A 24,893-nucleotide genomic window follows, 5' to 3' on the forward strand; every position below is an offset into this window, starting at 1 on the left:
GCTCCTAGCTGCGGCCGACAACGGCAAGGCGGGGTTGTTGATGGGTGCGAACCGGCACCGGCTCCAGCGGCAGCGCCGGGGCAGCGGCGTGCCGGCTGAGTGCCGCCTTGGCGAGCATCGTGCGGATCAGGTTGTTCTGCGGCGCATGGGCCTTGCCGGACAGCGCATCGCGGTGGTGACGCTCCAGCGGGTTGTCGCGGCTGATGCCGGGATTGCCGCCGAGTTCCAGTGCAAGCGTGGTTGCGGCGATCGCATTCTCGATGACGGTGTGCTTGACCGCCGCCGCATCCGGGCCGAATGGCCGACCGGCGTCGAAATCCTCGGCAATAGACCGGAGCAGCCGGCGATTGACCGTCAGCAGGACCTCGATCTGGCCGAGCCCGTCCTGGATGCGCGGCACGGTGGAGAGCGGTGCGCCGAGGCTTGTGGGTGCCCGCGTGGTGGTGAACTCGATCAGCCAGTCGCGGGCGCCGCGCGCAGCACCGTCGTAGATCGCTGGCACAAGGCTGAAGTACCAGGCGCCCATGCGTTCGTCGCGTTTCAGGCCTTCGCTCGCGGGCGCTATATCAAGCACATCCTCCACCGGAACGGCGACGTCGTCGAGGATCAGATCGTCGCTGTTGGTGGCGCGCATGCCGGTGGCGTTCCAGGTCTTTTCGACGCGAATGCCGTCGGCGGACGTCGGCACGAGAAACGACCCGAGGCGCGGCACCGGCTCGTCGGTAACGGCGAGCACGGCGACCCAACGCAACAGCGGAATGCCAGTCGCATAGGTCTTGTGGCCAGTAATCCGCCAGTGATCGCCGACCCGGCGCGCGATGGTCTCCGGTAAAGAGCCGTGTGACGGAGATCCGACACGCGGTTCGACCTGCGCAGCATTGATCAGCGCCACGCCCTCGCGGTTGGCCTTGATCACCCGTTCGACAAGATGCTCCGGCCATTTGCCCGAGGTGCGCAGCGAATAATGCTGGTTGTAATGCATCGAGAGAACGAGCGCTGTGGACGGCTCGCCGCGGGCAATCGCCGAGACGACCGAGAGCGCTTCGGTCAATCCGCCGCCCAGACCGCCTTGCTCCGTCGCGGTCACGAGGCCGAGCAGCCCGGCTTCGTGAAGCGCATCGAAATTGGCGAAGGGAAATTCGCCGGTTTCGTCATAATGCCGGGCGGTCAGCGCAAAGCGCTTTCCCAAGTCCTCGGCCCTTTCAATCGCCAACTCGATTTCAGTTGCGGCGGTCATCGGCTTCTCCGGTCAGGCAACGGCGCGTGTTTCGAGATCGGCCCAGGGACGACGATCAACCCAGGCTTCGATGTCGAAGTTCTGGGCAAGGAAGCCCCACTCGTGCAGGAAGTCCTTGTAGTGACCGATCGCGTCCACCAGCTCAGGCTCGAGACCGATCCCAAGATGGCGATGCAGGTCCGGGCCGTTGGCGGCGGCGACGACCTCTTCGGATGCGCCGACTTCGCGGGCAACGAAGCGGCGCACGTCATCCGGATGCGCTTCGGCCCAGGCGCTTGCGCGCTTGAGGGTCTCGATCAGCTTTGTCACCAGATCGGGCCGGTCCTCTGCCAGCCGCTCGTCGACCGTCAGGATGCGTGGTGAGCCCGAATTGATGCGGATTTTGGGGTCGGGGTGGAAACCGAACTCGGTCACGGTATGGGTGGCAAAAAGGTTGGCGACGCTGATGCCGGGCGTGCCCTTGACATAGATTGCATCGACATCGCCGCGAAGGAGCGCTGCGATTTCAGGGCCATAGGCCTGCCGGTTGCGCAGGCCGTAGAGCTGAGGTCCGTCTCGATTGTCGAGCACGGTATCTTCAAGCGGGATGTCGACGATTTCGACATCCGTATGCGTCAGCTCTTCGAGCGACAAAGCAGAGACAAGGCCCTTCAGAGCGGTAGCCGCCATGAAGTCGACGATGCCGGGAGGGCGCCGGGCAATGCCGAAGCGACGGCCGACAAGTTCCCGCGTCGTCTTGATGCCCGTTGCCGGCAAGGTGATGATGGCCTGGAACTCATCGGTCCAGGTAATGCCGACGAGCCGCGTCGGATTTCCTTCCGAACGGGCGCGGATTGGCGGGACGTTGCCGCCGTGGCGAAACGAGTAATCCAGATGATGGTTGAAGTGGCTGGACCGGATCGTCCGGTCCTTGCTGTCGATGATGGAGTTGAGGGTGATGCCCTCGCTGGCAAAGGCTTCGTCGAGCAGACCCAGCTGCGTCGCAAGGCCGACCGGGGTCGGGACCGGGCAGCGGGTATACCAGATTTGTGAGATAGTGTTCCTGCGCGTCATGGATCCTCTGCCGTCCTCAAGATGATATCAGGAAGCCTTTTCCGCTCAGGGCGCGCTTTGTAGTGAGCTGTTGCCGAGCGGTTCGCATTTTGAGAATAATCCACCGAAATCAGTGTCTTTTGAGAGCTGTATGGAAAACTGGTTCTCGCAGATCGCCGTTGTCGGGTCGAATTTACCAAAACACGTTTGACAAAGCCTATAGAGTTAGTCAACAATAAAATCATCGGCGGGGGAAATCCGGGGCCGACGACACGTTTCGCCTTGTGCGAATTTTCAAGTGAGAGACGACAGGCATGCCGGCTTTGATCAGAATTGTCAGAACGCTGCGACGCACGCTGGTCCAGGCAATTCCGACGCTGCTCGGGATCATCATCCTCAACTTCTTCCTGCTGCAGCTGGCGCCGGGAGATGCTGCCGACGTGCTTGCCGGCGAGGCGGGTTCGGCAACCGAGGAAAGCGTGGCAGCACTCAGGGCCCGCTTCGGGCTGGACAGCCCGGTGCTGGAGCAACTGGCGACATACCTCAACAATCTCGCGCATTTCAGTCTGGGATTTTCGCCGCGCTACGGCATGCCAGTCGCCGACCTGATCGCCCAGCGCCTACCGGGCACCTTGACTCTGATGGCGGTGGCGCTCGTCATCGCCATCTTCCTCGGCGTCGTTCTAGGATCCTTGATGGCGACATTTGCCGGACGTCTTCCCGATCGGCTGCTCTCGGTCTTCTCATTGCTGTTCTACTCGATCCCGAGCTTCTGGATCGGCCTGATGCTGATCGTCTTCTTCTCGGTCAAACTCGGCTGGCTGCCAAGCGGCGGCTCAGGCACCATCGGCTCGCGGCTCACAGGCTGGCCGGCACTGCTCGACACGGCGCGCTATATGGTGCTGCCGGCGACGTCGCTCGCGCTTTTCTACGTGGCGATCTATGCCAGGCTGACGCGGGCCTCCATGCTCGAAGTCAAAAACCAGGATTTCGTCCGCACCGCCTATGCCAAGGGACTGACGCCGTTCGGCGTTACTGCCAGGCATGTGCTGCGCAATGCCCTGATCCCGATCACCACCATGGCCGGCATGCACATCGGCGGCATGCTTGGCGGTGCCGTCGTGGTCGAGACGGTTTACAGCTGGCCGGGGCTCGGCAGGCTCGCCTTCGAAGCGGTCATGGGCCGTGATTTCACGGTGCTGCTCGGCATCCTCCTGTTGTCCTCGCTTCTCGTCATCATCGCAAACGCTGCCGTGGACCTCGTTCACGCCTGGCTCGATCCTCGAATTGGAGCACGCTGATGTCCTCGACCGGTGTCGGAGCACTCCGCAATATTCCAGGCGCCACCTATGCGCCTGCGACAGAAAATGAGCAGCCTGCCGGGGTTGCGCCGACGGAGGGCCCGGCCTGGTCCAACGTGAAGGCGCCGGACGCGCGCTCCCAGCAAAGTGCGACGATCGCAATTACCAATGGGCGACGCGCCATGAGGGTCTTCTTCGCCAATCCGAACGCGCTGTTCGGTACTGGCTTTCTCGGCCTCGTCATCGCCGTCGCGCTTCTGGCGCCCGTGTTTTTCCCCGACGACCCGCTTTCGATGGTGGGGCGGCCGTTCCTGTGGCCGGGACAGGATCCGGCCTTTCCTCTCGGAACGGATTCGCTGGGACGCGACGTGCTATCAGGCATCCTGCACGGCTCGCGCATCTCGCTGTTTGTCGGGCTGACGGCGACCGCACTCGGGCTGACGTTCGGCGTTCTGGTTGGCGCAGTTGCCGGCTATTTCGGCGGCTGGGTCGACGATATTCTCGTCAGGCTCGTTGAGATCTTCCAGACGCTGCCGAGCTTTGTCCTTCTTGTCGTCCTGGTGGCGATCGCCCAGCCCTCGGCGACCACCGTGACGCTTGCGATCGCCGTCATCTCCTGGCCGACCGTGGCACGGTTGACCCGCGCCGAGTTCCGCGCAATCCGCGAGAAGGACTTCGTCATGGCTGCCCGCAGCCTTGGCTTCGGCCATGCCCGCATCATTTTCCGCGAGATCCTGCCGAACGCCTTGCCGCCGATCATCGTCACGTCGTCGGTCATGGTCGCGACCGCCATCCTGATGGAATCGGCATTGTCCTTCATGGGGCTCGGCGATCCGAATGTGGTCAGTTGGGGCTCGATGATCGGGACCGGCCGAGAGCTGGTCAGAACCGCCTGGTATCTGACGGCACTGCCTGGGCTTGCGATTGTCTTCACGGTGCTGGCGCTCAACCTCATCGGTGACGGATTGAACGACGCCCTCAATCCCCGCTTTTCGCAGGATCGTTGACGATGGCTCCCTTGCTTCGGGTCGAAAACCTCACCATCGGCTTCCCACGTGCAGAACCGGTTCGCAACCTCTCCTTCGAGGTTGCTCAGGGCGAGACGCTTGCGATCGTCGGGGAATCCGGATCCGGAAAATCCCTGACCGCGCTGGCTTTGATGCAGCTGCTGCCGCGCGCGGCAAGGGTGACGAGCGGCCGTATCACGTTCGGCGACCGCGACCTGCTGGCACTCGATGCGCGCGAGATGCGGCGCCTGCGCGGGCGCGAGATCGCCATGATCTTTCAGGAACCGATGACCAGCCTCAATCCGGTGATGACGATTGGCGGTCAGATCGGCGAAGTGCTGAAGGTTCACGAAAGGCTTTCGGGAAAAGCGGCGCGGGCGCGCGCTATCGAACTCCTGCAGCTGGTCCGTATTCCGGGAGCCGACAAACGGGTCGACGACTATCCGCACCAGCTGTCCGGCGGCATGCGCCAGAGGGTGATGATCGCGATGGCGGTCGCCTGTCGGCCGAAGCTACTGATCGCCGACGAGCCGACCACCGCCCTTGACGTCACGATCCAGGCGCAAGTGCTCGATCTGCTCGACACGCTCAGGCGCGAGCTACAGATGGCCGTTGTGCTCATCACTCATGATCTGGGTGTGGTTGCGCAATGGGCCGACAGGGTAGTGGTGATGTATGCAGGCCGTAAGGTGGAGCAGGCACTGCCGGCAGACCTCTTCAAGGATCCGCTGCACCCCTACACGCGCGGGCTGCTTGCCGCTTCGCCGCGGTTGAAGAACGATTTCCACTATCGCAACGGCGCTTTGACCGAAATTCCAGGATCGATCGTCTCGGCGGTGGGCGAGGCGGGCTGTCCCTTCAGGCCGCGCTGCGCCCAGGCGCGGGCGAGCTGCGGCCACCATATCCCGCCCTTGACCGCCCCGGCACCCGATCGCCTCGTTGCCTGCCCCTTCACCTCGTCCATCAAGGCCGTGCCCGATGCCCTTGCTCTCAGCCACTGACCTCAAGACCCACTACCAGAGCCGTGATGGGCTTCTGCGCTCTGTCGATGGCGTCGATCTTCGCGTCGAGCGCGGGGAGACGGTGGGGCTGGTGGGTGAAAGCGGCTGCGGCAAGTCGACCCTCGGCAAAACTCTTCTTCGGCTGGTTGATCCGACCGAGGGGCGGATCGAATTCAAAGGCGAGGACATCACGCTCATCGACCAGCGGCGATTGAGGAGCGTGCGCAAGTCGATCCAGATGATTTTCCAGGATCCGTTCGCGTCGCTCAATCCGCGCCACACGATCGGTGAAATTCTCGAAGCGCCGCTGGTGGTGCACAAGGCAGGCGGGAGCATGGAGCGACGGCGGATCGTCGCCGGCATCGTATCGAAAGTCGGGTTGCCGGCCGATGCCATCAACCGATATCCGCACGAGTTTTCCGGCGGCCAGCGACAAAGGATCGGCATCGCCCGCGCGCTGTTGCTCAATCCGGAGCTGATCGTCTGTGACGAACCTGTCTCGGCCCTCGACCTCTCGATCCAGGCACAGATCCTCAATCTTCTGGTCGAGATGAAGAAGGAATTCGGCCTTTCCTACATCTTCATCAGCCACGACCTTTCAGTGGTGCGCTACTTCTGCGACCGGGTGATGGTCATGTATCTCGGCAGGATCGTCGAAAGCGCAGACAACGAGACGCTGTGGTCCGATCCGCGCCATCCCTATACGCGTGCTTTGATGGAGGCGGTGCCCGATCCATCGCGCCCGCGCCACGCCGCCCCGCTTGGCGGTGATCTGCCGAGCCCCAGCAACATTCCTTCCGGCTGTCGGTTCCACACCCGATGCCCATTGGCGGCGGATCTGTGCCGCACCGCCGAACCCGAATTCCGCTTCATAGCACCACGCCACGAGGTGGCCTGCCATTTTGCGGACAGCATCAACTGAAATGGAGATTTTAAATGGTTGAGTATCGTTATCTCGGGCGCAGTGCCCTCAAGGTATCACCGCTGACACTCGGGTCCATGATGTTCGGTAACCAGACGCCTGATGATGTGGCCTTCCGCATCATCGACAAGGCACGCGAACAGGGCATCAACTTCATCGATACGGCCGACGTCTATCACGACGGCAAGTCGGAAGAGGTGGTCGGGCGTGGCATCAAGGCCGACAGGGATCACTGGGTGCTGGCGACCAAGTTCGTCAATTCGCACAAGAAGGGACCCAACCTCGGCGGCTACTCGCGCAAATGGGTTTACCAGACGGTCGAGAACTCACTGCGCAATCTCGGCACCGATTACATCGACATCCTCTATTTCCATCGCGCCGTGTTCGACGCGCCGCTGGAGGAGCCGGTCAGGGCTATCGCCGATCTGATCAAGGCCGGCAAGTTGCGGTATTTCGGCGTCTCGAACTTCCGCGGCTGGCGCATTGCCGAGATCGCGCAGCTCGCCGATGAACTCGGCATCGACAGACCGGTCGCAAGCCAGCCGCTCTACAACATCGTCAACCGCACGGCGGAGGCCGAACAATTGCCGGCGGCAGCCGCCTATGGGCTCGGCGTCGTCACCTACAGCCCGCTGGCGCGCGGCGTTTTGACCGGCAAATACAATGTAGGCGAGGCACCTGGCGCTGATACGCGGGCGGGCCGCGGCGACAAGCGCATGCATGACGTCGAATTCCGCGACGAATCCATCGCGATTGCCAAGCAAATCGCTGCACACGCTCAGGCGAAAGGCATTCCCGCCGCGGATTTTGCGCTCGCCTGGGTCCTGAACAACCGTCTCGTCACCTCGACCATCGGCGGACCGCGGACCGAAGAGCAATGGGACGGCTATGTCCGTGCGCTAGACGTGAAGATCGATGCCGATGACGAAGCCCTGGTCGACCGGCTGGTCGCTGCTGGCCACCCATCGACCCCCGGTTTCACCGACCCTGGCCATCCGCTCGAAGGCCGGCTGCCGCGCTTTGGCGCGGCGGAGGCAGAGATCATTCCGCTCACACGGGCGCAGCGCGTCGCCTGAGGCGGCTTGCCCGGCTGTCTGCCGGGCAAGCTCCGCTCAAAAAAGGAAGCCCCGGACCGAAAATCCGGGCTTCGTTTTGTCGGGTGTCTATTCGGCGGCGGCAGCCCTTTGTCTCTCGCAAGCCGAGGAGGCGCCTGGCATTGCCGCCGGCAACACGTCGGAAATCCATGTCGTTTAGTCCGGCTTCCGCGAGGCTCTCGGTCAGGCTCTTGCCGTCGAGTGCGGCAAGGATCGGCCAGTCCGTTCCGGCCAGCACCCGCTCTGCGCCGAAGAAGCCGGTCAGGCTGCGGATGATCTCGGGATCGTGCCCCATCGTGTCGAAATAAATGTAGGGGCGTTTGCCGGCCGCGCGCTCGGGCGGCTCTCCGCGAAAGCGCGGTCGTAGCTTTCATCTGGTGCGCCACAGCTGATGGTAGGCCCTCTTACTTGAGCCAACAACTTCTTCGGTGGATCGGCATCTCTACGGACGACAGTCGAACCGCCCAAAACCAAACCAAAAATGGCAACCCCAATTATCGAGATGGTACATTCGGACGACAGGTTCTCGTTTCGACGATGAGCGGCGGGCTGGATACAGCGCTGCACATGTACAGCGACGGCCGTGATTGTGCGACCCACCCTATAGGCGACCGCGTTGTTGTCTGCTCGCAAAACCAGCGCTCCACCATCTGATCCGCAAAGGCGACCAGCGTTGTTCGGACTTCGCGGTTGTCGCAGGCTTGCCGGAACTCACCATCTCATCCTTCGGCGACTCGCAGTTTTCGTCGATCCATTCAAAGAACTGCGAACCCGTACGGTGATTGTGAACAAGCAAGGCGTCATCGACTTGCAAGGCGAATTCAGCATGCACTGGGTCGGTGAAGCCGATGAACAGCATCCTCTGCCGCATAGCTGAACCACTGATCGATGTCACGCGGGCATCCACCAGTCCGATAGTCGCGTCCCAATGTGCGTTCATCAGCGGACTGCGGTCGAAGGTCAGCGCCAGGTCGGAGTACGCGTAGACTTCCGGCAGCTTGAAGAAGTGTTCTATTTCCTCACGGCTGAGTGTGCCGTCGTCGTGCTTGAGCGCCTGACTATGGACCGGGCCAATTTTGTACTCGCTTACCAGGGATCGCTCTTGAAGCCGCTCCGTGCTCCTATAGGCATAGCCGTTCCGACAAATGGCTAGCTTTATGGTTGCACGCTCGAACAATGACGGCTTTTCACGAACCTGATCGATGGTCGTCTTCAGATCCCTGACGTACTGGGTGTAATGAGTTATTGTCATGCCGATCTGCCCGACCCGTTTTTGCGTCCGACAGCAAGAGACCGTCGCCGCGCGTGTTATGCCAAGATGTTGGTTACGGGCATGATAGCCTTCTCTGCCGCTTGTTTTAGCTATACGCATGTTTGATTCTGGCAATTCCTCTTGCAGACGCGGCCTTTGTTCGGAACACATCTGCTTGTAGAAAAGGCGTGGTCGCGGCGCACTAAGCAACTTGCTTCTCCAGGCTGACATACAGCTGGGGTGCGGTTCCCGATCCGTGCCAAACCTTCGTATAGCTTCGGTTTCGCCGCAGGGTACCTATCATTGCGTCCATGCCGGCACCATGTCCGACGGTCGGCGGGAACGAAGACGAGGTATCCTGAGTGCAATCGAATGACATATCCTCCCGCTGTTCACAGGAAGCGCGCCCTCTAGTGCGCGTTTCTGAATACTGCGAGCGTGCCGGAGTAGGTGAGGCGGAGGAGAGGCGACTGATTGTACAACTGGGTTGCCGCGCTTCTCAGAATGAATTGCAGATCAACCTCACGCTCTTGCCGTTCAGAACCCGATAATTTTGGGGCCACTTCTGCGAAAGGCTTCCGATCTTCGTGCGCGAAGACGCGGAGTGATCTTGATCGGTATGTCCGCCGTGGCTTCCATGCGAAGAGCTGGAGCGGGGCTAGGTAGCCACCAGGCAAAGGTCGCTGTTACGACTTCAATGGCTGCGCCTCCATTGCGAATTTTTCGGGCCGGCGCACGAACTCATTGTCGCGTCCTTTCAGTGAAAACATCCTCTCAAAGAAAGTGACTTCCATGTGGAAGCAGATCCAACCGCCGATACGGGTTTTCTTTGCTGGGGCAATTATCACCCTCGCGCCAATACCGGCATTCGCTCACGTGAAGTGGTTTGCCCCCTACATCGTTGGGGCACCGCCTGAGCTGGTCGGCGATACCTTGCAGGATACGTGGTTCTGGGCAGGAATTGCCCTGGTCCTGGTATTCTTCATTCTAACCCGCATCTTAGAGCGCACATCTGTGGGCGAAACAGCCATTAACGCTTTGAACTGGATGACCGATCCCCTGTGGATGCGCCAGGACGACTACATCAGGTCGATCATCGCCGCGTTCTTCATTGCCATTTTTGCCGTCGGCGGCGTGTATCTGACACCAGATCTCAAGACCCCAGCTGAGTGGGTCTCCTGGCTTCAGCTCGTGATTGCCTGTTGCATTTTCTCCAGACGCACCATGCCCATCGCCGGAACTGGAATTGTCGCCCTCTGGGTACTGGCGTTGCGAGACTATGATCTCTTCCACCTGTTCGACTACCTGGCGTTGGGTCTCGGTGTTGCCGGATATCTCATACTTGAGCCTCTCAAGAATGAAGAACTGAGGTCGCGCCGTTTTGAAGCGTTACGCTGGGGCCTTGCGATCGCTCTGATGTGGTCAAGTCTCGAAAAATTTGCTTTTCCAAGCTGGTTTTATCCTCTAGTCGTGGAGAAACCGTTTCTCACATTTGGCATGCCGAGAGACGTCTTCATTCCGATGGCCGGCGTCACCGAGTTCACACTTGGCTTCGGTTTGCTTTGGACCCCGTTGATCCGCAGGCTCTCCGCGATCGCACTGCTCGTCATCTTCACGGCCGCGGTCTGGCCATTCGGTCGTGTTGACCTGATCGGCCACGGCTTAATCATGGCCATTTTGATTGCTGTCGCCGCAGACCACCGCAGAGGCGTCGACCTGATGACTGCCTTCAAACGCCGGGTGGTCAATATCCCTGTCGGGCTCTCAGTCGCGTTGGTCGTCTTCTGTACCGCATACTGGGGTTTGCACTTCGCATTCTATGGCGTGGACGGTGGTGGCTCTGTTGGTGACGGAGCGAAGACAACTCATAGCTACAGTGTCGAGCATCCTCATGGTCCAGGCGGGCCAGATGACCACAAGTTGGAGCCGCATGCGCATCCATAAAGCAGTTTACAGCCGAGGTCCGGTGTCAGCTTGCCGCATTGAGCCCCGGTACTGTGCAGCACGAGACCGTTGTCGCCGGAAGCAGCGAGAGTTCGGGACCATTCTCGAGTGATCGGTGTTCCGGCGCGGCGCGTGAACGCAATGGTAGGAAGCGGTCGATAATCATGGCGACTGGCTGGCCCCGATCCTGATTTCAGGAGGCTCGATTTCCTTGAAACTGGCGATGACATATGAATAAACAGATCTGCAACAGCGTGTGGATATTTGCCTAAGTCGGCCATCGTTCCGGGCGAAGGCGATTTCTCTTGCCTTGTTGCCTAGCGCCGGCTTGCCTGCTCGACATTTTGGTGTCGAACTCGATGCCGCGGTCGGTCAGGAAGGTCTCGAAGAAGATTGGCTGGCAGTTGTCGCCGTCGCCCTAGAGCCATGCGGCAGATTTCGTGAGAAAAAAAGTCGCCCCCATTGGCCGCGATAGCGGCTTAACGATCGAGATCAATTCTCCGCGCAGGCCGGCCTATTCAACGCATTGGGGGCGCAGAGCCGCCTTGGATTTCGGCTGCTGTTTTTCGCAAGCAATCTCGCAGCCAGCAGTGTGCGAGATTGCTCGTGTGCCTTGGGTGCCAGAACATGCGTTCATGAATGTCTGGTAACAACATAGCCGGTTCCGCGCCTATTATGCCCGGCGCTGGACGGCTGATGCCCTCTCGCGCCAAATGCTGATCGGCCAGGTTTGGTCGCCGGTCGGGGCCGATGCCGTACGCAAGGTGCGACGAGCGAAGGAATGCATCCATCGAAATCTTGCCCGCGCCCCCAACTGCCTTGTTCCTGCATCGGCAGCACACAACCATCTGTCACTCAGAAGAGGCTCGGGCGGGAAGTCGCTATCGGGAAGCAATTCGCTCGGCTCGATCACAACGTCCACGAGGTCGTCGTGGAGCATCTTTTCGGTGTCTCGCGAACGCGGAACAAGATGGAGGGTGATCTGCGGCGCTTCAGTCTCCAAGCGTTTGATCAGTGGCCCCAGCAAGACGAGAACGGCGTAATCTGAGGCGCTTATGGTGGAAGTGCGAGCATCGTGCAGCGGATCGAAACCACCTTATTGCATAAGGGTTTGCTATACTTTGCTCAGAGCATCCCTTAGCGGCTCCACCAAGTTTTCCGCGATCTTGCGATAGATCTCCGGTGAGAAGCCGCCGGTGGGCTTGGCGCATCTTCCGCCTGGCCCCCAAGCCGGCGGCCAGAGATGGACATGGATGTCGACGATATCGAGCGGTGCGGTCATTCGGCGGCTACCTTTCTGGCTTCGCGCTCGGCAATGCCGGCTTTGACGAGCGGCACTACGTCCCGTCCGTAGGTCACGGTGTCCTCGGTCGGGTAGAAGCCGCGCACGAGGAAGTTGGAAACGCCGGCGTCGTAATAGTCGAGGATCGCGTCTGCCACCTGTTCCGGCGTCCCGACCAGAGCGGTCGAATTGCCACCCGCCCCGCTTGCCTCGGCGACCTCGGTCCACAGCCGCTTGTCCAGCACCTTGCCGCGTTTGGCAGCCTCGCGCAGGCGCACCGAGCCGGCGTTCGAGGGTAGCTTCTCGCCGTTGCCGCCGGCCGAACGCGCTACCTGCGACTTCACTTTCTCAAGGATATCGCCGGCCTTTGCCCATGCGGCATGTTCCGTCTCGGCCACGACGGTGCGGAAGGCGAGGGTGAAGCGGACGTCACTGGCCGACCGGCCATTGGCAATAGCGGCTGCACGCACCTTGGCGATTGTCTCTTTCGCTCCGTCCAGCGGTTCGCCCCAGAGCGCATAGATATCGGCGTGTTTGCCGGCGACCGCGATCGCGGCATCCGACGAGCCGCCAAAGGAGATCGGGATGCGCGGCTTCTGATAGGGCTTGACCTGGCTGAAGGCGCCCTTGAACTTGTAGAAGCGTCCTTCGTGGTCGAAGGGCTCGTCGCTCTCCCAGGTCTTCTTCAGCACCGACAGATATTCGTCGGTGCGGGCATATCGGGTGTCATGATCCTCGAAATCGCCATCGCGAGCCTGGTCGCTGTCGGACCCGCCGGTGATGATGTGCACCCATAGGCGACCCTCGGAGAACTGGTCGAGCGTTGCGAGCTGCCGGGCGCCGAGCGTCGGAGCCATCAGGCCAGGCCGATGGGCAAGTAGCGCCCCGAGCCGCTGTGTCTGGCCGAAGACGAAGGCGGCGATCTGGTTGTTGTCTGGCCACTGTGCGAACTGGCCGATCAACAGCCGGTCTATGCCGGCGGCTTCCGCTGCCTGCACGTGACTGCGAATATACGCCTTGTCGATGATCGGGCCGGTCGCCGGAACGATATCGGATCCCTCCCTGTTGGACGTGTGGCCGATGAATTCTGATGACATCGAAAACTCCTTGAAACTCACAGTCAGCGTTACTCCTTAGTCTATTTAATAGATCGATAATGTCGATTGCGTTTTGGGTGGCGATCTTGGGATGAGTTTTCAACGGCTTGCCAATGTCGGGATTTTTCGTTCAACCTCCTGCCCTGGGACGGTGGCCCATGCATCTGGTACCAGGAAGGAGATGGACATGCCCGCCGATGACCGTCGCCGCCATTCATCAGAGGATGTCCAAACCTCGTAAATTTGAGAGAGCATGGCTCCGACGTGAGATATTCCGTCGCGGTGTCCGCGGCCGTGCAGCATTTTCCAAAAGCCAGCGTGACTTTAGAAATCTATTATCACCATAAATTTGATAGATTATATATCGTGAAGCGGATCACCCAATGATGGGTGCACGAAAAGAAACCAGCGCTCTGCGTCTGCTTGGGGATATCCAGATGACATCAACACCTATCAGCCCACCGAAACCGACACGCCGCGCCTTTCTGCTCTCTTCCGTTGCGTTGGCGGCCGTCGTCGCCGTCGGGGCTATTCCGGAGATCTCGTTTGCCGCGGAAGAGCCGACACGCGGCGGTAGCGTCTCGATCAATATCGGCACCGAACCGCCGGTCCTTGTTCTGATCGCCCACAGTGCGGGCGCTGCCTACTATATCAGCGGCAAGGCGACCGAAAGCCTGCTGACTTATGACCGTGACTTCAATCCTCAGCCCTTGCTGGCGACCGAATGGACGGTCAGCGAGGACGGCCTGCGCTACTGGTTCAAGCTGCGCCAGGGTGTTCGCTGGCATGACGGGAAGGATTTCACCGCCGAGGATGTCGCTTTCTCGATCCTCGCGTTGAAGGAAAACCATCCGCGCGGGCGGGCGACATTCGCCCACATCCAGAAGGCAAACGTCCTCAACACGCATGAAGTTGAGCTGATCCTCTCCAAGCCCGCTCCCTACCTTCTGACGGCCTTTGCAAGCTTCGAAGCCCCAATCGTGCCGAAGCATCTCTATGAAGGCACGAAGATCGCCGAGAACCCGCACAATGTCGCGCCTGTTGGCACAGGACCCTACAAGTTCGTCGAATGGGTGCGCGGCAGCCACGCGCTTTTTTCGCGCAACGAGGACTATTGGGGATCTCCGAAGCCCTATCTCGACCAGATCATCTTTCGCTTCATCATCGATCCGGCGGCAGCGGTTGCCGCGATCGAGACCGGTGAAGTGCAAGTCTCCACCGCCAACTTGCCGCTGACCGATATCGAGCGCCTGAAGACGAACCCCAATCTCGTCGTCGATACCGATCCGGCGCCCTATTCGCCGAGCATCGCCCGAGCCGAGTTCAACCTCGAGAACAAGTATCTGGCCGATATCAAGGTGCGTCACGCGATCGCCCATGCAGTCGACAAGGACTTCATCGTCAACACCGTCTATCTCGGCTATGCGACGCGACTGGACGGTCCCGTCAGTCCCGACCTTGCGAAATTCTACACGCCGGACCTCCCGAAGTACGAGTTCGATCCTGCCAAGGCGGAGAAGCTCTTGGACGAGGCCGGCTACGCGCGAGGCGCCGACGGTTTCCGCTTCAAGCTGTTCATCGATCCCACTCAGCCCTCCGGCCCACCCAAGCAGACGGCGGAGTATATTGCCCAGGCGCTTGCCAAGGTCGGCATCAAGGTTGAACTGCGCACCCAGGACTTTGCGACCTTCGTGAAGCGGGTCTTCACCGATCGCGATTTCGATATCGCCATCGAAGGCATGAGCAATCTTTACGATCCGACCGTCGGCGTGCAGCGCTTATACTGGTCGAAGAACTTCAAACCGGGCGTGCCTTTTACCAACGGGTCTAAATATTCCAACCCGGAAGTCGACCGGCTCCTCGAGACCGCCGCCGTCGAAATCGATACCAGGAAACGGTTGGAGCTCTTCAACGCGTTCCAGAAACTGGTCGTGGAGGATCTGCCCACGCTCGACATCGTCACCCCGGCGGTGATCACCGTCTACGACAGGCGGGTGAAAAACCTAAAGCTGGGTGTCGAGCATCTCTGGGCCAACGGTTCCGACATCTATCTCGACGAGTGATCGATGGCGCGGTGCAGTCTGCGGGAGATCCGGCTGCACCGGTTTCTTCAGTCGAGGAGTTGACGAGTGACACTAACCAAAGTGCAGACTGCTTCACGCCCGACACGTGCGGAACTTCTTGCGCGCGTTCCTGGGTTCGCGGCGGAAGTCGCCACCGGCGCGGCCGAGCGCGACCTGTCGCGTGAACTTCCTTTCAAAGCCTTCGAGCGCTTTCGCCAGCTGGAACTTGGAACCCTGCGGATTCCGGTGGCGCTCGGGGGTCCAGGCGGTTCGGTTGCCGACTATATCGAGATGATCGCGGCGATCGGCGCTGCCGATTCCAATGTTGCGCATGCGCTCCGGTCGCACTTCAACTATGTCGAAAACGTCATTCTGAGTGAACCGCGGGAGAGGGATGCGGGTGCGATCGAGCTGATCCTCTCGGGAAAGCTCTTCGGCGGCGCCCACACCGAACAGGGTACCGCTCGGCCCGGCCAGGTGACGACGACGATCGTCAGGCAGGGCGATACTTATAGGCTCAATGGCCGCAAGTGGTATGCAACGGGAACGGCATTCTCCGATTTTGCCTCGTTCAGTGCGCTGGACGAGCACGGGCAGGCGGTCGGCGTTCTCTTGCCCGTCGATAGACACGGCATCACCATTCTCGACGATTGGGACGGAATGGGTCAGCGGCTGACCGCCAGCGGTGGCGTGATCCTCGAAAATGTCGAGGTGTTCCCGCACGAGTTTACCCGCCGCTCGCTCGACAATCTTGTCGGCCGCCATTGCTCGACATTGCGCCAGTTGCATCTCGCGGCAAGCGCTGCCGGTGCCGTCCGCAATGTTCTTTCCGACGGGCTTAGCTACGTCAGCCGCCAGGCGCGTTCCGCCGCCCACAGCATGGCGGAAACCGCGACCCAGGACCCCTTCGTCCAGCAGGTCATCGGCGAAATCGCCGCCAATTCGTTTGCCATCGACACAGCGGTGGCTGCGGGCGCCAGCGCCCTGGATCGGACGGTTGCGGTTTTAAACCGGGGCAACGAAGCGGAGATCGAAGATGCCCTCATCGCAAGTGCGCTTTCGACCGCCCGCGCTCAGCTTGTCCTTGGCCAGCTTGGTCTGCGAAGCGCCGAGCGCTTGTTCGATCTGGGTGGCGGGTCAGCGACGTCCCGTAACAACAACTTCGACCGGCATTGGCGCAATATTCGCACGGTGCTCAATCACAATCCGCTGCTGCACAAGGCGCGCGTAGTCGGCGACTATCTCCTCAATGGTACGACCATCCACCTGAAGGAAGGGAAGGTCTTCTGAGGGGATTACTCCAATTGACCGCCACACCGGACATCAGCTGGAGGGGCAGTGCATCGCGCGCGGCAGTCGACGCCGGTTAGGCCCCGAACGATTGGCTAGGCAGAAGAGCCCATAATGTGGGCGTATCCAAAAAATCCGAGCGAGGGAATTGCCGTCATCGATACGCAGCTTCAGTAGCCGGTGCGGATGATCGAAAGATTGCCGTTTGGAGGCGGATATCGGACAGCGCGTCAATGTCGAGGCCATCTCCGGAGGAAAAGTAGGTCTAAATTCTGCGGCCGAATGGAGCGCGGCGTTTGACGATCGGTCCAAAGCGTTCAAGCAGAGTGGCGCATTATCGCAAGGCGGCCTATTTGGGCAAACAGGACTTTGCTTTTGGCTGCTGTGGTTCGAGCAGACCGTAGCGGCGATCCGAATCGAAGACCGCAGGCAGCATAGCGCGGACCTTTTTGGACCGAAGACTGCCCGAGAGCTTTGGAGTACTTCTTTATATTGAATTCTCAACTGAACCGACACGCCTCTTCCGGCAGTTCGGGACTACTGGAAGAGGTCCAGGGTGGCGTCAAATTGCCAATGGTCCCTTCGTTTGGCTAATGTCTTCCAGGCAGGCCCGTTTCATTGAATCCCCAGGTATGTGTTCGATAAAGGCCTCGGTCACCTTTATTTCATGCCCAATCTGGCGTGCCAGGGGAGAGTAAAGCGTGCGTCCCAAATCCGTCGGTTCCATCGACAGCAATCCGTTCTCGCATGGCCGATCGTCGTCCCATCCCAGATGGTCCAGGATTGGGTAAAGACACACGCCCTCCACAGGTACTCCCGCCTTCATTGCGGCTCGTGTCTCTTCCGCCACATATTCGAGCCAATCCGGACGACGCTCACCCTCAATGCCGGTTTCAGCAATCAGCATCGGTCTTCCGTAACGGGCATAAGTTTCGACAAGGATTTTCCCGAGCGGCTTGTGGAGCGGGTGGTCGACGTCAATGTGAGAGCCGCCGTGGACCCATTGATTGTTGTGATAGTAGTTGACGCCGATGATATCGAGGTATCGTTCTGCGCCGCCGAGCTGCGGCCACAGGCGGCCGGCGATCATGTCCCACCCCTGGAATTGAGAGAGCCGATGCCCCTCGGCAGCGCCGCGGTCCTGCGGTCGATCAGGTGCTGCGACAATATTGATGACGGGGTCGCAATGGACGAATCGCGCGCGAGGGTCAACGCCCAAAATGGCTTTCATAGAAGCAAGTGATGACCGTGCGAGTTGCGCCTTCAACTCAAAACCCCTGCGCGTTGCCCACGGGTTGAGGTAGCCAACCTCGCCGCCAGCCCAGGACAAGAATGAGATTTCGTTAACCGGCGCATAAAATGGGGGAGCTTCGATTTCCTCTCGCATTACTTTGGCGACGGCGCCGGCAAAGAGGGCAAAACGTTCGACGAAAGCGGGCGACCAGATGTCGATATGATCCGGCCAACCGTAGTGGAGTAGATCCCATACGACCTGGGTGCCAGTGCGCCGGTTGGCCCGAATCATCGGCAACGCACTGTCCCACTCGTATCGTCCCGGCGATGGCTCGATGAGATGCCACCGCAATCCATCACGGACAGTGCGCATTCCGAGCGCATGCAGTTGGCGATAGTCGTTCTCCACGTAAAGGTCGTGTTTCGTTGATGCAATTACGTCGAGCCTTCTGTCGGGCTGCCCCTTGCTCTTGGCTCGGATTCGATGCGTCGAGCATTCGAAACCGGCTTGGAAAAAAGACGAAAACAAACCGGTTGGACCGCGTGCAATTCTCTCGGCGAGTACGTCGGCGAGCAATTTTTCCCACTGGGGAATGACCGCCTCCACGCTATAAAACTCTTCGACATGGGCGCGAAGCCGTCGGCCGAGCCGGGTGCGCAGGGTGGGCGAGTTCGCGAGAAGCATGATCTTTTCGGCGACCGCCTGCGGATCATCGTGCGGCACGAAGTACCCCGTGACGCCATGTTCGATTTGCTGGATCGAGCCATTATCCGCTGTTGCGACCACCGGGAGGCATGCGGCGCCTGCTTCTGCGAGGACATGAGGCATGCCTTCGCCACTAGAAAGCCAGACCAACATGTCGATCGAGACCAAGATGTCCGACACATCGGCTCGATCGCCGAGGAATGTCAAAGCGGAATCCAGCGCAAGTCCGTGGGTTAGGGCGCGCAATAGCTGCGCATATTGCGGAAAGAATGCATCCGGGCCGCCAACGATCAGGAAGCGAACATGTGGGCAATGGTCACGAACGATCGAGGCTGCACGTATGAACGTCTCGACGTTTTTCTTCGGATCGAGGCGTCCCACCCACCCGACGAGGATCTCGTCATCCGAAAATCCAAGCTGACGACGCATTGCGGATCGCCTCACCGGATTGAACTCCTTCAAGTCGACCATGGATGGGATTTCAATGGCGTGATGTTCTCGTCCAGGCATTCTGGAGGCTGCTGCCTCGCGGATGGTACGACATACCCCTACATACCGGCTGGTGAAATGCTTCGGACCACCCAATGCTTCTGAAACCAGTCCGCCATGCTCGATCAAGGGCGGACGCAAGTGAAGGCGTTCAAGAGCTGGGTAGAGGTCGGCAACGTTTTGACAGGAGACGACGATATCGTAGGACGGGATCTTGTCGGCGAGGTAGACGACGGTATCCTCCAACGAAAGCCCGTAGGGCGTCGTGTCCACTTCGACGCCCATGGCACGAAGCTGCTCGTGCGTTTGCTCGGGCATGTCGTCCTTTCGCAGACATGCAACAACTTCGATCTTGTAGAGGGAATGGTCGAGGTTGGCGGCAAGCAGGCGGACCTCCGTCTCTTCCCCGCCAACGACAAGCCATCCAAAGACGAAAAGCACGGTTTTCGGGCGCTCGGGCTCCTTCATTTCTGCACCTCGAATACAATCTGCAGGAACTCGAACTGCCGCGCCAAAACGCTTGAAAGAAATGCTGGAGCATCGTTGAATGGCACCACGTGAGTAATCAGATGTTCCTTGATCAGGGCGCCTTCATTGCGCAATAGCTTGATCGTCTCTTCGGCGAGACGACGCCGATCCCAGTGAGGAGAAAGCCCGCGAGGAACACGATTGATTTGCGCGCAAAGGATGTTCAGTCCGTTATGGTGGAATTCCTCGCCCAACCGCAGCGCGTCTGCGCCCGACTGGTAAAATGCGAGATCAATCACGCTTGCCTGCGGCCTTAGAGCTTTCAAGGCGACGTTGAGGCTTTCCGAATGCGCCCGTGTCTGGAAGACCAAATCGGCGCCCCGGTCACCACCGCCGTTGTGCCATCGTGCTTTTGCATACTGCCAAGCGTGATCCTCACTCATCCCAAGAATGCCTAAGGCCTCCGCTTTGCCGCGACGAAACTTCGACGGGTCGGCGATGACGATCTCCGTTGCACCAAGCGACTTGGCAAAGAGGGCAGTCAACAGGCCGACGGTCCCGGCTCCGACAACGAGAATCCGTCGCCCGGCCAGGCCGCTTCCGAGCGAAGGAACAAAGGTCCCGAAAGAAGCCGCATCGGCATGCAAGATGCCATTGGCGGCGATGGGACCCATTTGTGCGACGAATATCCCAAGAATGGGTTCAATCGCGGGGGGAAGAGGAACGAGAAGATCGTGATACGGGTTGGCTGTGTGGCCGGTCTTATGCGCGTAGGTCGTCGCCACGACATCGCCTTTTGCATAGCCCACAGACTTGCTGTCGGCGACGCGTGCCACTTCCATGTAGCCAAGAAATGGAACCGGATACTGAAGTCCAGGCTCGTTGGAAATGAATGAACACCGATCATTGTCGAAGCGGGAGAAGAAGTACGGGTTGGTGTTTTTGAGAAACGTCAGCTCGGTACCGGCAGAAAAGCCGGTGAACAGCGTCTCAAGTTGCACCTCCTCGTCGCCGGGGGGCCCCTCCTCATAGTCCAGGAAGTACAATTCGCCAGGGCCCGAGACACCAAGCGACCGAATAGTACGGCTCGTCATCGTTGGAACCTCCTAGAACGTGTTGAGATCGATTGGCAGGCCACTCTCCGCTGACCTGGCGATCGCCAGGGCAATGCGGTGGGTCGAGAGCGCCTCTTCATATGCACAGCGGATCTCATTGTCGCCGCCGCGTATCGCATCGACGAACGCACGATCCTCCAACCACACAGGATCTCTTTCCGCGCGGCGCACAGGGCGGCCTTCTCCGACATCCACCATGATGTCGCGATCCGTCAATTGAATCGCCAATCCGTCGGCAAACAGGTTCAGTCCTATGTGATGTCCCCACCGTAAAGCGCATGTGGAAGCGATGTTGCCGATGGCACCGGATGCGAATGCGAGGCTGGCTGTGCTTGAAGTCGCGACGTCGAGTTCGGGAAAATCGTCACGCCTCCTGTGTGCCGCCTGTCCGAACACGCGCGTGACATCGCCAACCAGGTAGCGGGCGAGATCGATGATGTGGGTGGCTTGTTCCACCATCTGGCCGCCTGAGGTCTCCTTCTTCCACCACCATTGCGGAGGGGGCGTCTGATCCAGCCAATAGCCGGAAAGGAGTTGGGCTGGGTTTTCGCTCAAACGCCAGCGCGCTTCCTGAACGATATCCAGATACCGCCAATGGTAACCGACCGCTGTGATCAAACCAGCGTCGGCGATAGCGGCAGCCAGTTCCGTGGCAAGCTCAAGGTCCAGTGTGATCGGTTTCTCGACAAAGAACGGAATCCTGCGGGCAATCAGTTCACGCTCGACCTTACCATGGGCGAACGGCGGGATGCAGATATAGGCGGCATCGATCTCCTGGTTCGCCAGCATCTCTGGACACCCCGGGAAGGCTTTGGCGCCAAACTGAAAAGCGGCTTGCCTTGCCCGATCGAACTCCGGGTCGCAGAATGCGACGAGGTGCACGTCGTCGAATCCCGCCAGAACTTCAAGGTGGCGTCTTGCGATTCCGCCCACCCCGACAAATCCGATACGCGTACGTTCCATGGGTCTGTACCCTCTCTGCATGCCCATTTCTGTTTTGGAAGTGGCTCGATAGATTTCTTCCGTTTGCGCGACCATCCTGGCTGCTGTGAAAAGTCGTTCGAACCTCGCTCGTTCTGCCCGTCCTGTGCGGGCTGCCGCGATCGGGTCACTCATGACCGAGCAAATTGCCTCAGCCAAAGCATGGGGCCGCCCCGGCTCCACGAGGTAGGGATGATCGTGCCCGAGAGCCTCGATGGTTCCCCCGATTGCCGTGGCGACGACAGGAACCCCCGCCGACATCGCCTCAAGAACGACCAGCGGAAGCCCCTCGAACCGAGAGGCCAGAACGAAGAGATCCGCCGAGGCCAGCAGGGACGCGATATCATCCCGCTGTCCGGCAAATCGCACCGCCTCTTTGATGGCGAGCTCGGCCACCAGATCTCTGACGGCAGCCATTTCGGGGCCGCTGCCAACCAGCAGTAAAACCGCATCTGGATATCTTGCCAGCACAGCCGGCATTGCTCGCACGAGCGTCGCGTGATCCTTTTGCGGTGAAAAACGGGCAATCGAGACGAGTGTTCTTGCCGAGGGCGAGCCCCACTGCGCGCGCGCGTCCTTGCCATCGTCCAGAGACAAGATGCCATTACGAATGACGCAGATCTTGTCGGGGTCAATGTCGGCCTCCAAGAAGGTGGCCCGTGAGGCATCAGAGACGACGATCAGTCTCGCCACAGCACTGAGGCCCTCCCGAAACTCCGATTTCTGCCTCTCATCGGTAAGGAGAAATGGCAGGTGCTCCGTTCGTATGACGGGAATGCCGGCTGCCTTGCCCGCATGGGCCAGTGCATGTCCTTCCCATCCGATCCCGGCGTGAATATGCAGCAGCTCCGTGCCGCTTGATCGCAGCCAATGGCCGAAACTATGGATGTCGCCGAGGGCTTTTACCGCGAGTCCCAAGGCGATTGCCTTCTCCACGAATGCGCCATCGCCGAGTGGCGCGGCCACCGTAATGTCGTATCGGTCGCGCAGCCGTTCGCCGAGCACCAGCATGTGGGCTCCCATACCGGAGGGATCGCAACTTTCCGTTGCGAGTACTAGTCTCCGCCTCTGTGGGAGCGGGCTCACCGGACACCCAACCCGGCGTTCACCTTTTCTTTGTTTTGCAATCTCTTAAATGCCGTCAAGGCCTGTCCGACGACCTGATCCATATTATAGTAGCGATAGGTGGCCAGCCTTCCGACGAACGTCACGTCCGTGCGCGAACGCGCAAGCTCAGCATATTGGCTGAAGAGTTTCTGATTTTCTGATCTGGGGATTGGGTAGTACGGATCGCCTTGCGAACAGGCATATTCAAAGCAGGCAGACGTCTTCGGATGGATTTGTCCGGTGATATGTTTGAATTCAGTCAGCCGTGTGTAAGGTACGGCTTCGGAAGGAAAGTTGACCACGCCGACAGGTAGCAGGCGCCGCTGATCGTACGTCACGTGCTCGAAGCGCAAGCTCCTATAGGGAAGACGGCCAAACTCGCAATCGAAGAATTCATCGATTGGTCCGGTGAATATCACGTGGGCGTCCGCAAACCGGGGACGAATATCGCGAAAATCTGTCTCCAGCAGGATCTCGATGTTTTCGCCAGCCAGCATGTTCTCGAACATGTCCGTGTAGCCGTTCTTCGGCATCGCTTGAAAAATGTCCTGGAAATACCGGTCGTCAGTGTTCGTGCGGGTCGGAATTCGCGCCGTCACTGCCTTGTCGAGCTGCGAAGGGTCCAGTCCCCATTGCTTGCGGGTGTAGCCTTCGAAAAATGTCCGATAAAGATCCGTTCCAACCTGGGCGATAACCACGTCCTTCGAGGTGCGGATCTCTTCAGTTGGCTCGGCCTTCCCGGCGAGGTATCGCGCGGCGGCAGCGTCGTCCTCAAGATCAAGGCTGTACAATTGGTTTAGGGTCGTCCGGTTGATGGGTATCGGCAACAGCTTGCCGTCTACCTGGGCTAGCACCCGGTGCTCGTAGTGCCTCCAGGCCGTGAAGCGCGACAAATAGTTAAAGATCGCTTCGCTATTGGTATGGAAAATGTGCGGTCCATATTTGTGAACCAGGATACCGTTTTCATTGTAGAAATCGTAGGCATTGCCTCCGATGTGGGGGCGCCGGTCACATACAAGAACTCTCTGCTTGCCCTCGTTGGCAAGACGCTCGGCCAAGACCGCCCCCGCAAATCCCGCCCCGACGATCAGGTAATCAATTCGGTGGTGCCTCGAGCTCTTTCGTGACGTCTTTCCCACGTGACGCAAAAGGGGCCCCGGCGCCCGCACAGCAGGATCCAAGACCTCATGAATTAGCCGATCCATACGACGGTGAGTGTCATCCCAGGAAAGTGTTGCCAGTCGTTCGTCGACGACCTTCAGCCAGTCCCCATGCTTGGGTCCCAATTGAAGCGCTGCCTCGCACGCCTGCACGAAGGCCGCGGCATCGGCTGCGACGAATAAGCCATTGATGTCTCCGTATTGCCTCACGACATCTGTGATCGGCGTGCTCACGACGGGAAGTCCTGCGGCAAGGTATTCAGGTGTCTTCGTCGGACTGATGAAACGGGTGGCGTCGTTGCGGGCAAACGGCATCAACGCGACATCCCAGCCGGCAAAATACGCAGGGAGCCTCGCATAATCCTTCTGCCCCAAGTAATGGATGTTGGGTGCCCGCGGCAGTTCCTCCGGTGCGATTTTGGCGATCGGCCCGATGAATACAATTGACCACCACGGACGCTGATCGGCCAAGGCCGCGACGAGGTCCAGATCGAGACGTTCATCGATAACCCCGCAGAAACCGAGTATCGGGCGTGCAAACGGCGCTTGATCGTCGGGGATGTCGGATATTGCGCGCGCCGACTGGAAATGACCGACGTCGACGGCAGAAGGGAAGGGATGTATGTTATCATGGAGAAGCCGCTTGGCTTCATACAGGCTATAGCCGCCCGTGAATACGACGTCGGCCCGGCGCATCAGCTCTTGCTCCAACTCGCCCACGAGCGGCGACGCAAATCTGAAATTCGCGAGTTCATCCATGCAGTCGTAGACGACAGCGGCGGCGGCGACATGCCGAGCCAATGGGAACATCATCGGCGTGTAAAACCACAGGATCGGCGGCTTTCGCCCGATGAGTTCGAGTAGGTCGTCAAGCAGCTCGGTCAATCCAGCCTGGCGCTCCGCTTCGCTCCAACGATCTGGCACTCTCGGGCGCACGGCTCTTACCTTCGAGCCGGCGAAGGAGTGAAATTCAAGATAGGGCAAATGATGATTGGTCGGGATAAACTCCTCGAAGAAGTATACGTTGCGCTCCCGCGAGAACCGCTGCATCAGATGTTGCGGCCGTTGCAGCACGAAATCCCACCGAAGATGGGAAAAACAGATTAGCGGTA

17 protein-coding genes and 1 pseudogene are annotated in these 24,893 nt (G+C 59.7%); 8 read left to right on the top strand and 10 right to left on the bottom strand.

What is annotated here, in order from left to right:
* Positions 1–4: 4 nt before the first annotated feature.
* Both J3R84_RS32770 and J3R84_RS32775 read right to left on the bottom strand, forming a co-directional pair.
* Complete coding sequence (locus J3R84_RS32770; protein WP_057209636.1) at positions 5–1,237, bottom strand: acyl-CoA dehydrogenase family protein; 1,233 nt, start codon at positions 1,235–1,237, stop codon at positions 5–7.
* A 12-nt stretch (positions 1,238–1,249) separates the two neighbouring features.
* A complete protein-coding gene (locus J3R84_RS32775) occupies positions 1,250–2,290 on the bottom strand; it encodes an ABC transporter substrate-binding protein (RefSeq protein ID WP_057225508.1) in 1,041 nt (346 codons plus the stop codon).
* A gap of 293 nt (positions 2,291–2,583) precedes the next feature.
* Here J3R84_RS32775 and J3R84_RS32780 point away from each other — a divergent pair, with 293 nt between their 5' ends.
* Genes J3R84_RS32780 through J3R84_RS32800 form a run of 5 tightly spaced genes read left to right on the top strand, consistent with a single transcriptional unit; the run spans position 2,584 to position 7,576 of the window.
* On the top strand, positions 2,584–3,570 hold the full coding sequence (locus J3R84_RS32780; RefSeq protein WP_203528370.1) for an ABC transporter permease: 987 nt from the start codon (positions 2,584–2,586) through the stop codon (positions 3,568–3,570).
* Positions 3,570–4,577 (top strand): ABC transporter permease, encoded by a 1,008-nt coding sequence (locus J3R84_RS32785; RefSeq protein WP_057209639.1) that lies wholly within the window; start codon positions 3,570–3,572, stop codon positions 4,575–4,577. Before J3R84_RS32780 ends, J3R84_RS32785 begins: the two co-directional genes overlap by 1 nt.
* A 2-nt stretch (positions 4,578–4,579) precedes the next feature.
* On the top strand, positions 4,580–5,578 hold the full coding sequence (locus tag J3R84_RS32790) for an ABC transporter ATP-binding protein (protein WP_057213614.1): 999 nt from the start codon (positions 4,580–4,582) through the stop codon (positions 5,576–5,578).
* Positions 5,556–6,500 (top strand): ABC transporter ATP-binding protein, encoded by a 945-nt coding sequence (locus J3R84_RS32795; protein ID WP_057213617.1) that lies wholly within the window; start codon positions 5,556–5,558, stop codon positions 6,498–6,500. The genes J3R84_RS32790 and J3R84_RS32795 overlap by 23 nt, the downstream gene beginning before the upstream one ends.
* Before the next feature lie 14 nt (positions 6,501–6,514).
* Positions 6,515–7,576, top strand: coding sequence for an aldo/keto reductase (locus J3R84_RS32800; protein ID WP_057209644.1), 1,062 nt, complete (start codon positions 6,515–6,517; stop codon positions 7,574–7,576).
* On the opposite strand, the gene J3R84_RS32805 is transcribed toward J3R84_RS32800, so the two are convergent.
* Positions 7,551–7,904, bottom strand: coding sequence for an amidohydrolase family protein (locus J3R84_RS32805; RefSeq protein ID WP_225968612.1), 354 nt, complete (start codon positions 7,902–7,904; stop codon positions 7,551–7,553). The two genes, J3R84_RS32800 and J3R84_RS32805, sit on opposite strands and share 26 nt — an antisense overlap.
* A gap of 291 nt (positions 7,905–8,195) precedes the next feature.
* Complete coding sequence (locus tag J3R84_RS32810) at positions 8,196–9,056, bottom strand: hypothetical protein (protein WP_156407937.1); 861 nt, start codon at positions 9,054–9,056, stop codon at positions 8,196–8,198.
* Between the two features lie 582 nt (positions 9,057–9,638).
* On the opposite strand from J3R84_RS32810, the gene J3R84_RS32815 reads away from it, so the two are divergent.
* The gene (locus tag J3R84_RS32815; RefSeq protein ID WP_225906344.1) at positions 9,639–10,790 is read left to right on the top strand and encodes a hypothetical protein; all 1,152 of its coding nucleotides are present in this window, start codon (positions 9,639–9,641) and stop codon (positions 10,788–10,790) included.
* Between the two features lie 673 nt (positions 10,791–11,463).
* On the opposite strand, the gene J3R84_RS38945 is transcribed toward J3R84_RS32815, so the two are convergent.
* Genes J3R84_RS38945 through J3R84_RS32825 form a run of 3 tightly spaced genes read right to left on the bottom strand, consistent with a single transcriptional unit; the run spans position 11,464 to position 13,169 of the window.
* Positions 11,464–11,871: a LysR substrate-binding domain-containing protein gene (locus J3R84_RS38945; RefSeq protein WP_203528474.1), complete on the bottom strand. Its 408-nt coding sequence runs from the start codon at positions 11,869–11,871 to the stop codon at positions 11,464–11,466.
* Positions 11,872–11,904: 33 nt separating this feature from the next.
* Positions 11,905–12,072, bottom strand: coding sequence for a hypothetical protein (locus tag J3R84_RS32820; RefSeq protein ID WP_207932907.1), 168 nt, complete (start codon positions 12,070–12,072; stop codon positions 11,905–11,907).
* Positions 12,069–13,169: an LLM class flavin-dependent oxidoreductase gene (locus tag J3R84_RS32825; RefSeq protein ID WP_203528372.1), complete on the bottom strand. Its 1,101-nt coding sequence runs from the start codon at positions 13,167–13,169 to the stop codon at positions 12,069–12,071. The genes J3R84_RS32820 and J3R84_RS32825 overlap by 4 nt, the downstream gene beginning before the upstream one ends.
* 437 nt (positions 13,170–13,606) lie before the next feature.
* Here J3R84_RS32825 and J3R84_RS32830 point away from each other — a divergent pair, with 437 nt between their 5' ends.
* Complete coding sequence (locus J3R84_RS32830) at positions 13,607–15,232, top strand: ABC transporter substrate-binding protein (protein WP_203528373.1); 1,626 nt, start codon at positions 13,607–13,609, stop codon at positions 15,230–15,232.
* A 66-nt stretch (positions 15,233–15,298) separates the two neighbouring features.
* Entirely contained in the window at positions 15,299–16,522 is a 1,224-nt protein-coding gene (locus tag J3R84_RS32835; RefSeq protein ID WP_203528375.1) for an acyl-CoA dehydrogenase family protein, read from the top strand.
* A gap of 562 nt (positions 16,523–17,084) precedes the next feature.
* On the opposite strand, the gene J3R84_RS32840 is transcribed toward J3R84_RS32835, so the two are convergent.
* The 3 genes and pseudogenes from J3R84_RS32840 to glf form a co-directional block, all read right to left on the bottom strand.
* A complete protein-coding gene (locus J3R84_RS32840) occupies positions 17,085–19,418 on the bottom strand; it encodes a glycosyltransferase family 4 protein (protein WP_057209700.1) in 2,334 nt (777 codons plus the stop codon).
* Positions 19,415–22,537: pseudogene (locus J3R84_RS32845) on the bottom strand (glycosyltransferase). Before J3R84_RS32845 ends, J3R84_RS32840 begins: the two are co-directional and overlap by 4 nt.
* Before the next feature lie 59 nt (positions 22,538–22,596).
* On the bottom strand, positions 22,597–24,831 hold the full coding sequence (gene glf / locus J3R84_RS32850) for a UDP-galactopyranose mutase (protein WP_203528476.1): 2,235 nt from the start codon (positions 24,829–24,831) through the stop codon (positions 22,597–22,599).
* Positions 24,832–24,893 lie beyond the last annotated feature (62 nt).

Source organism: Ensifer canadensis, assembly GCF_017488845.2.
GTDB lineage: Bacteria > Pseudomonadota > Alphaproteobacteria > Rhizobiales > Rhizobiaceae > Ensifer > Ensifer canadensis.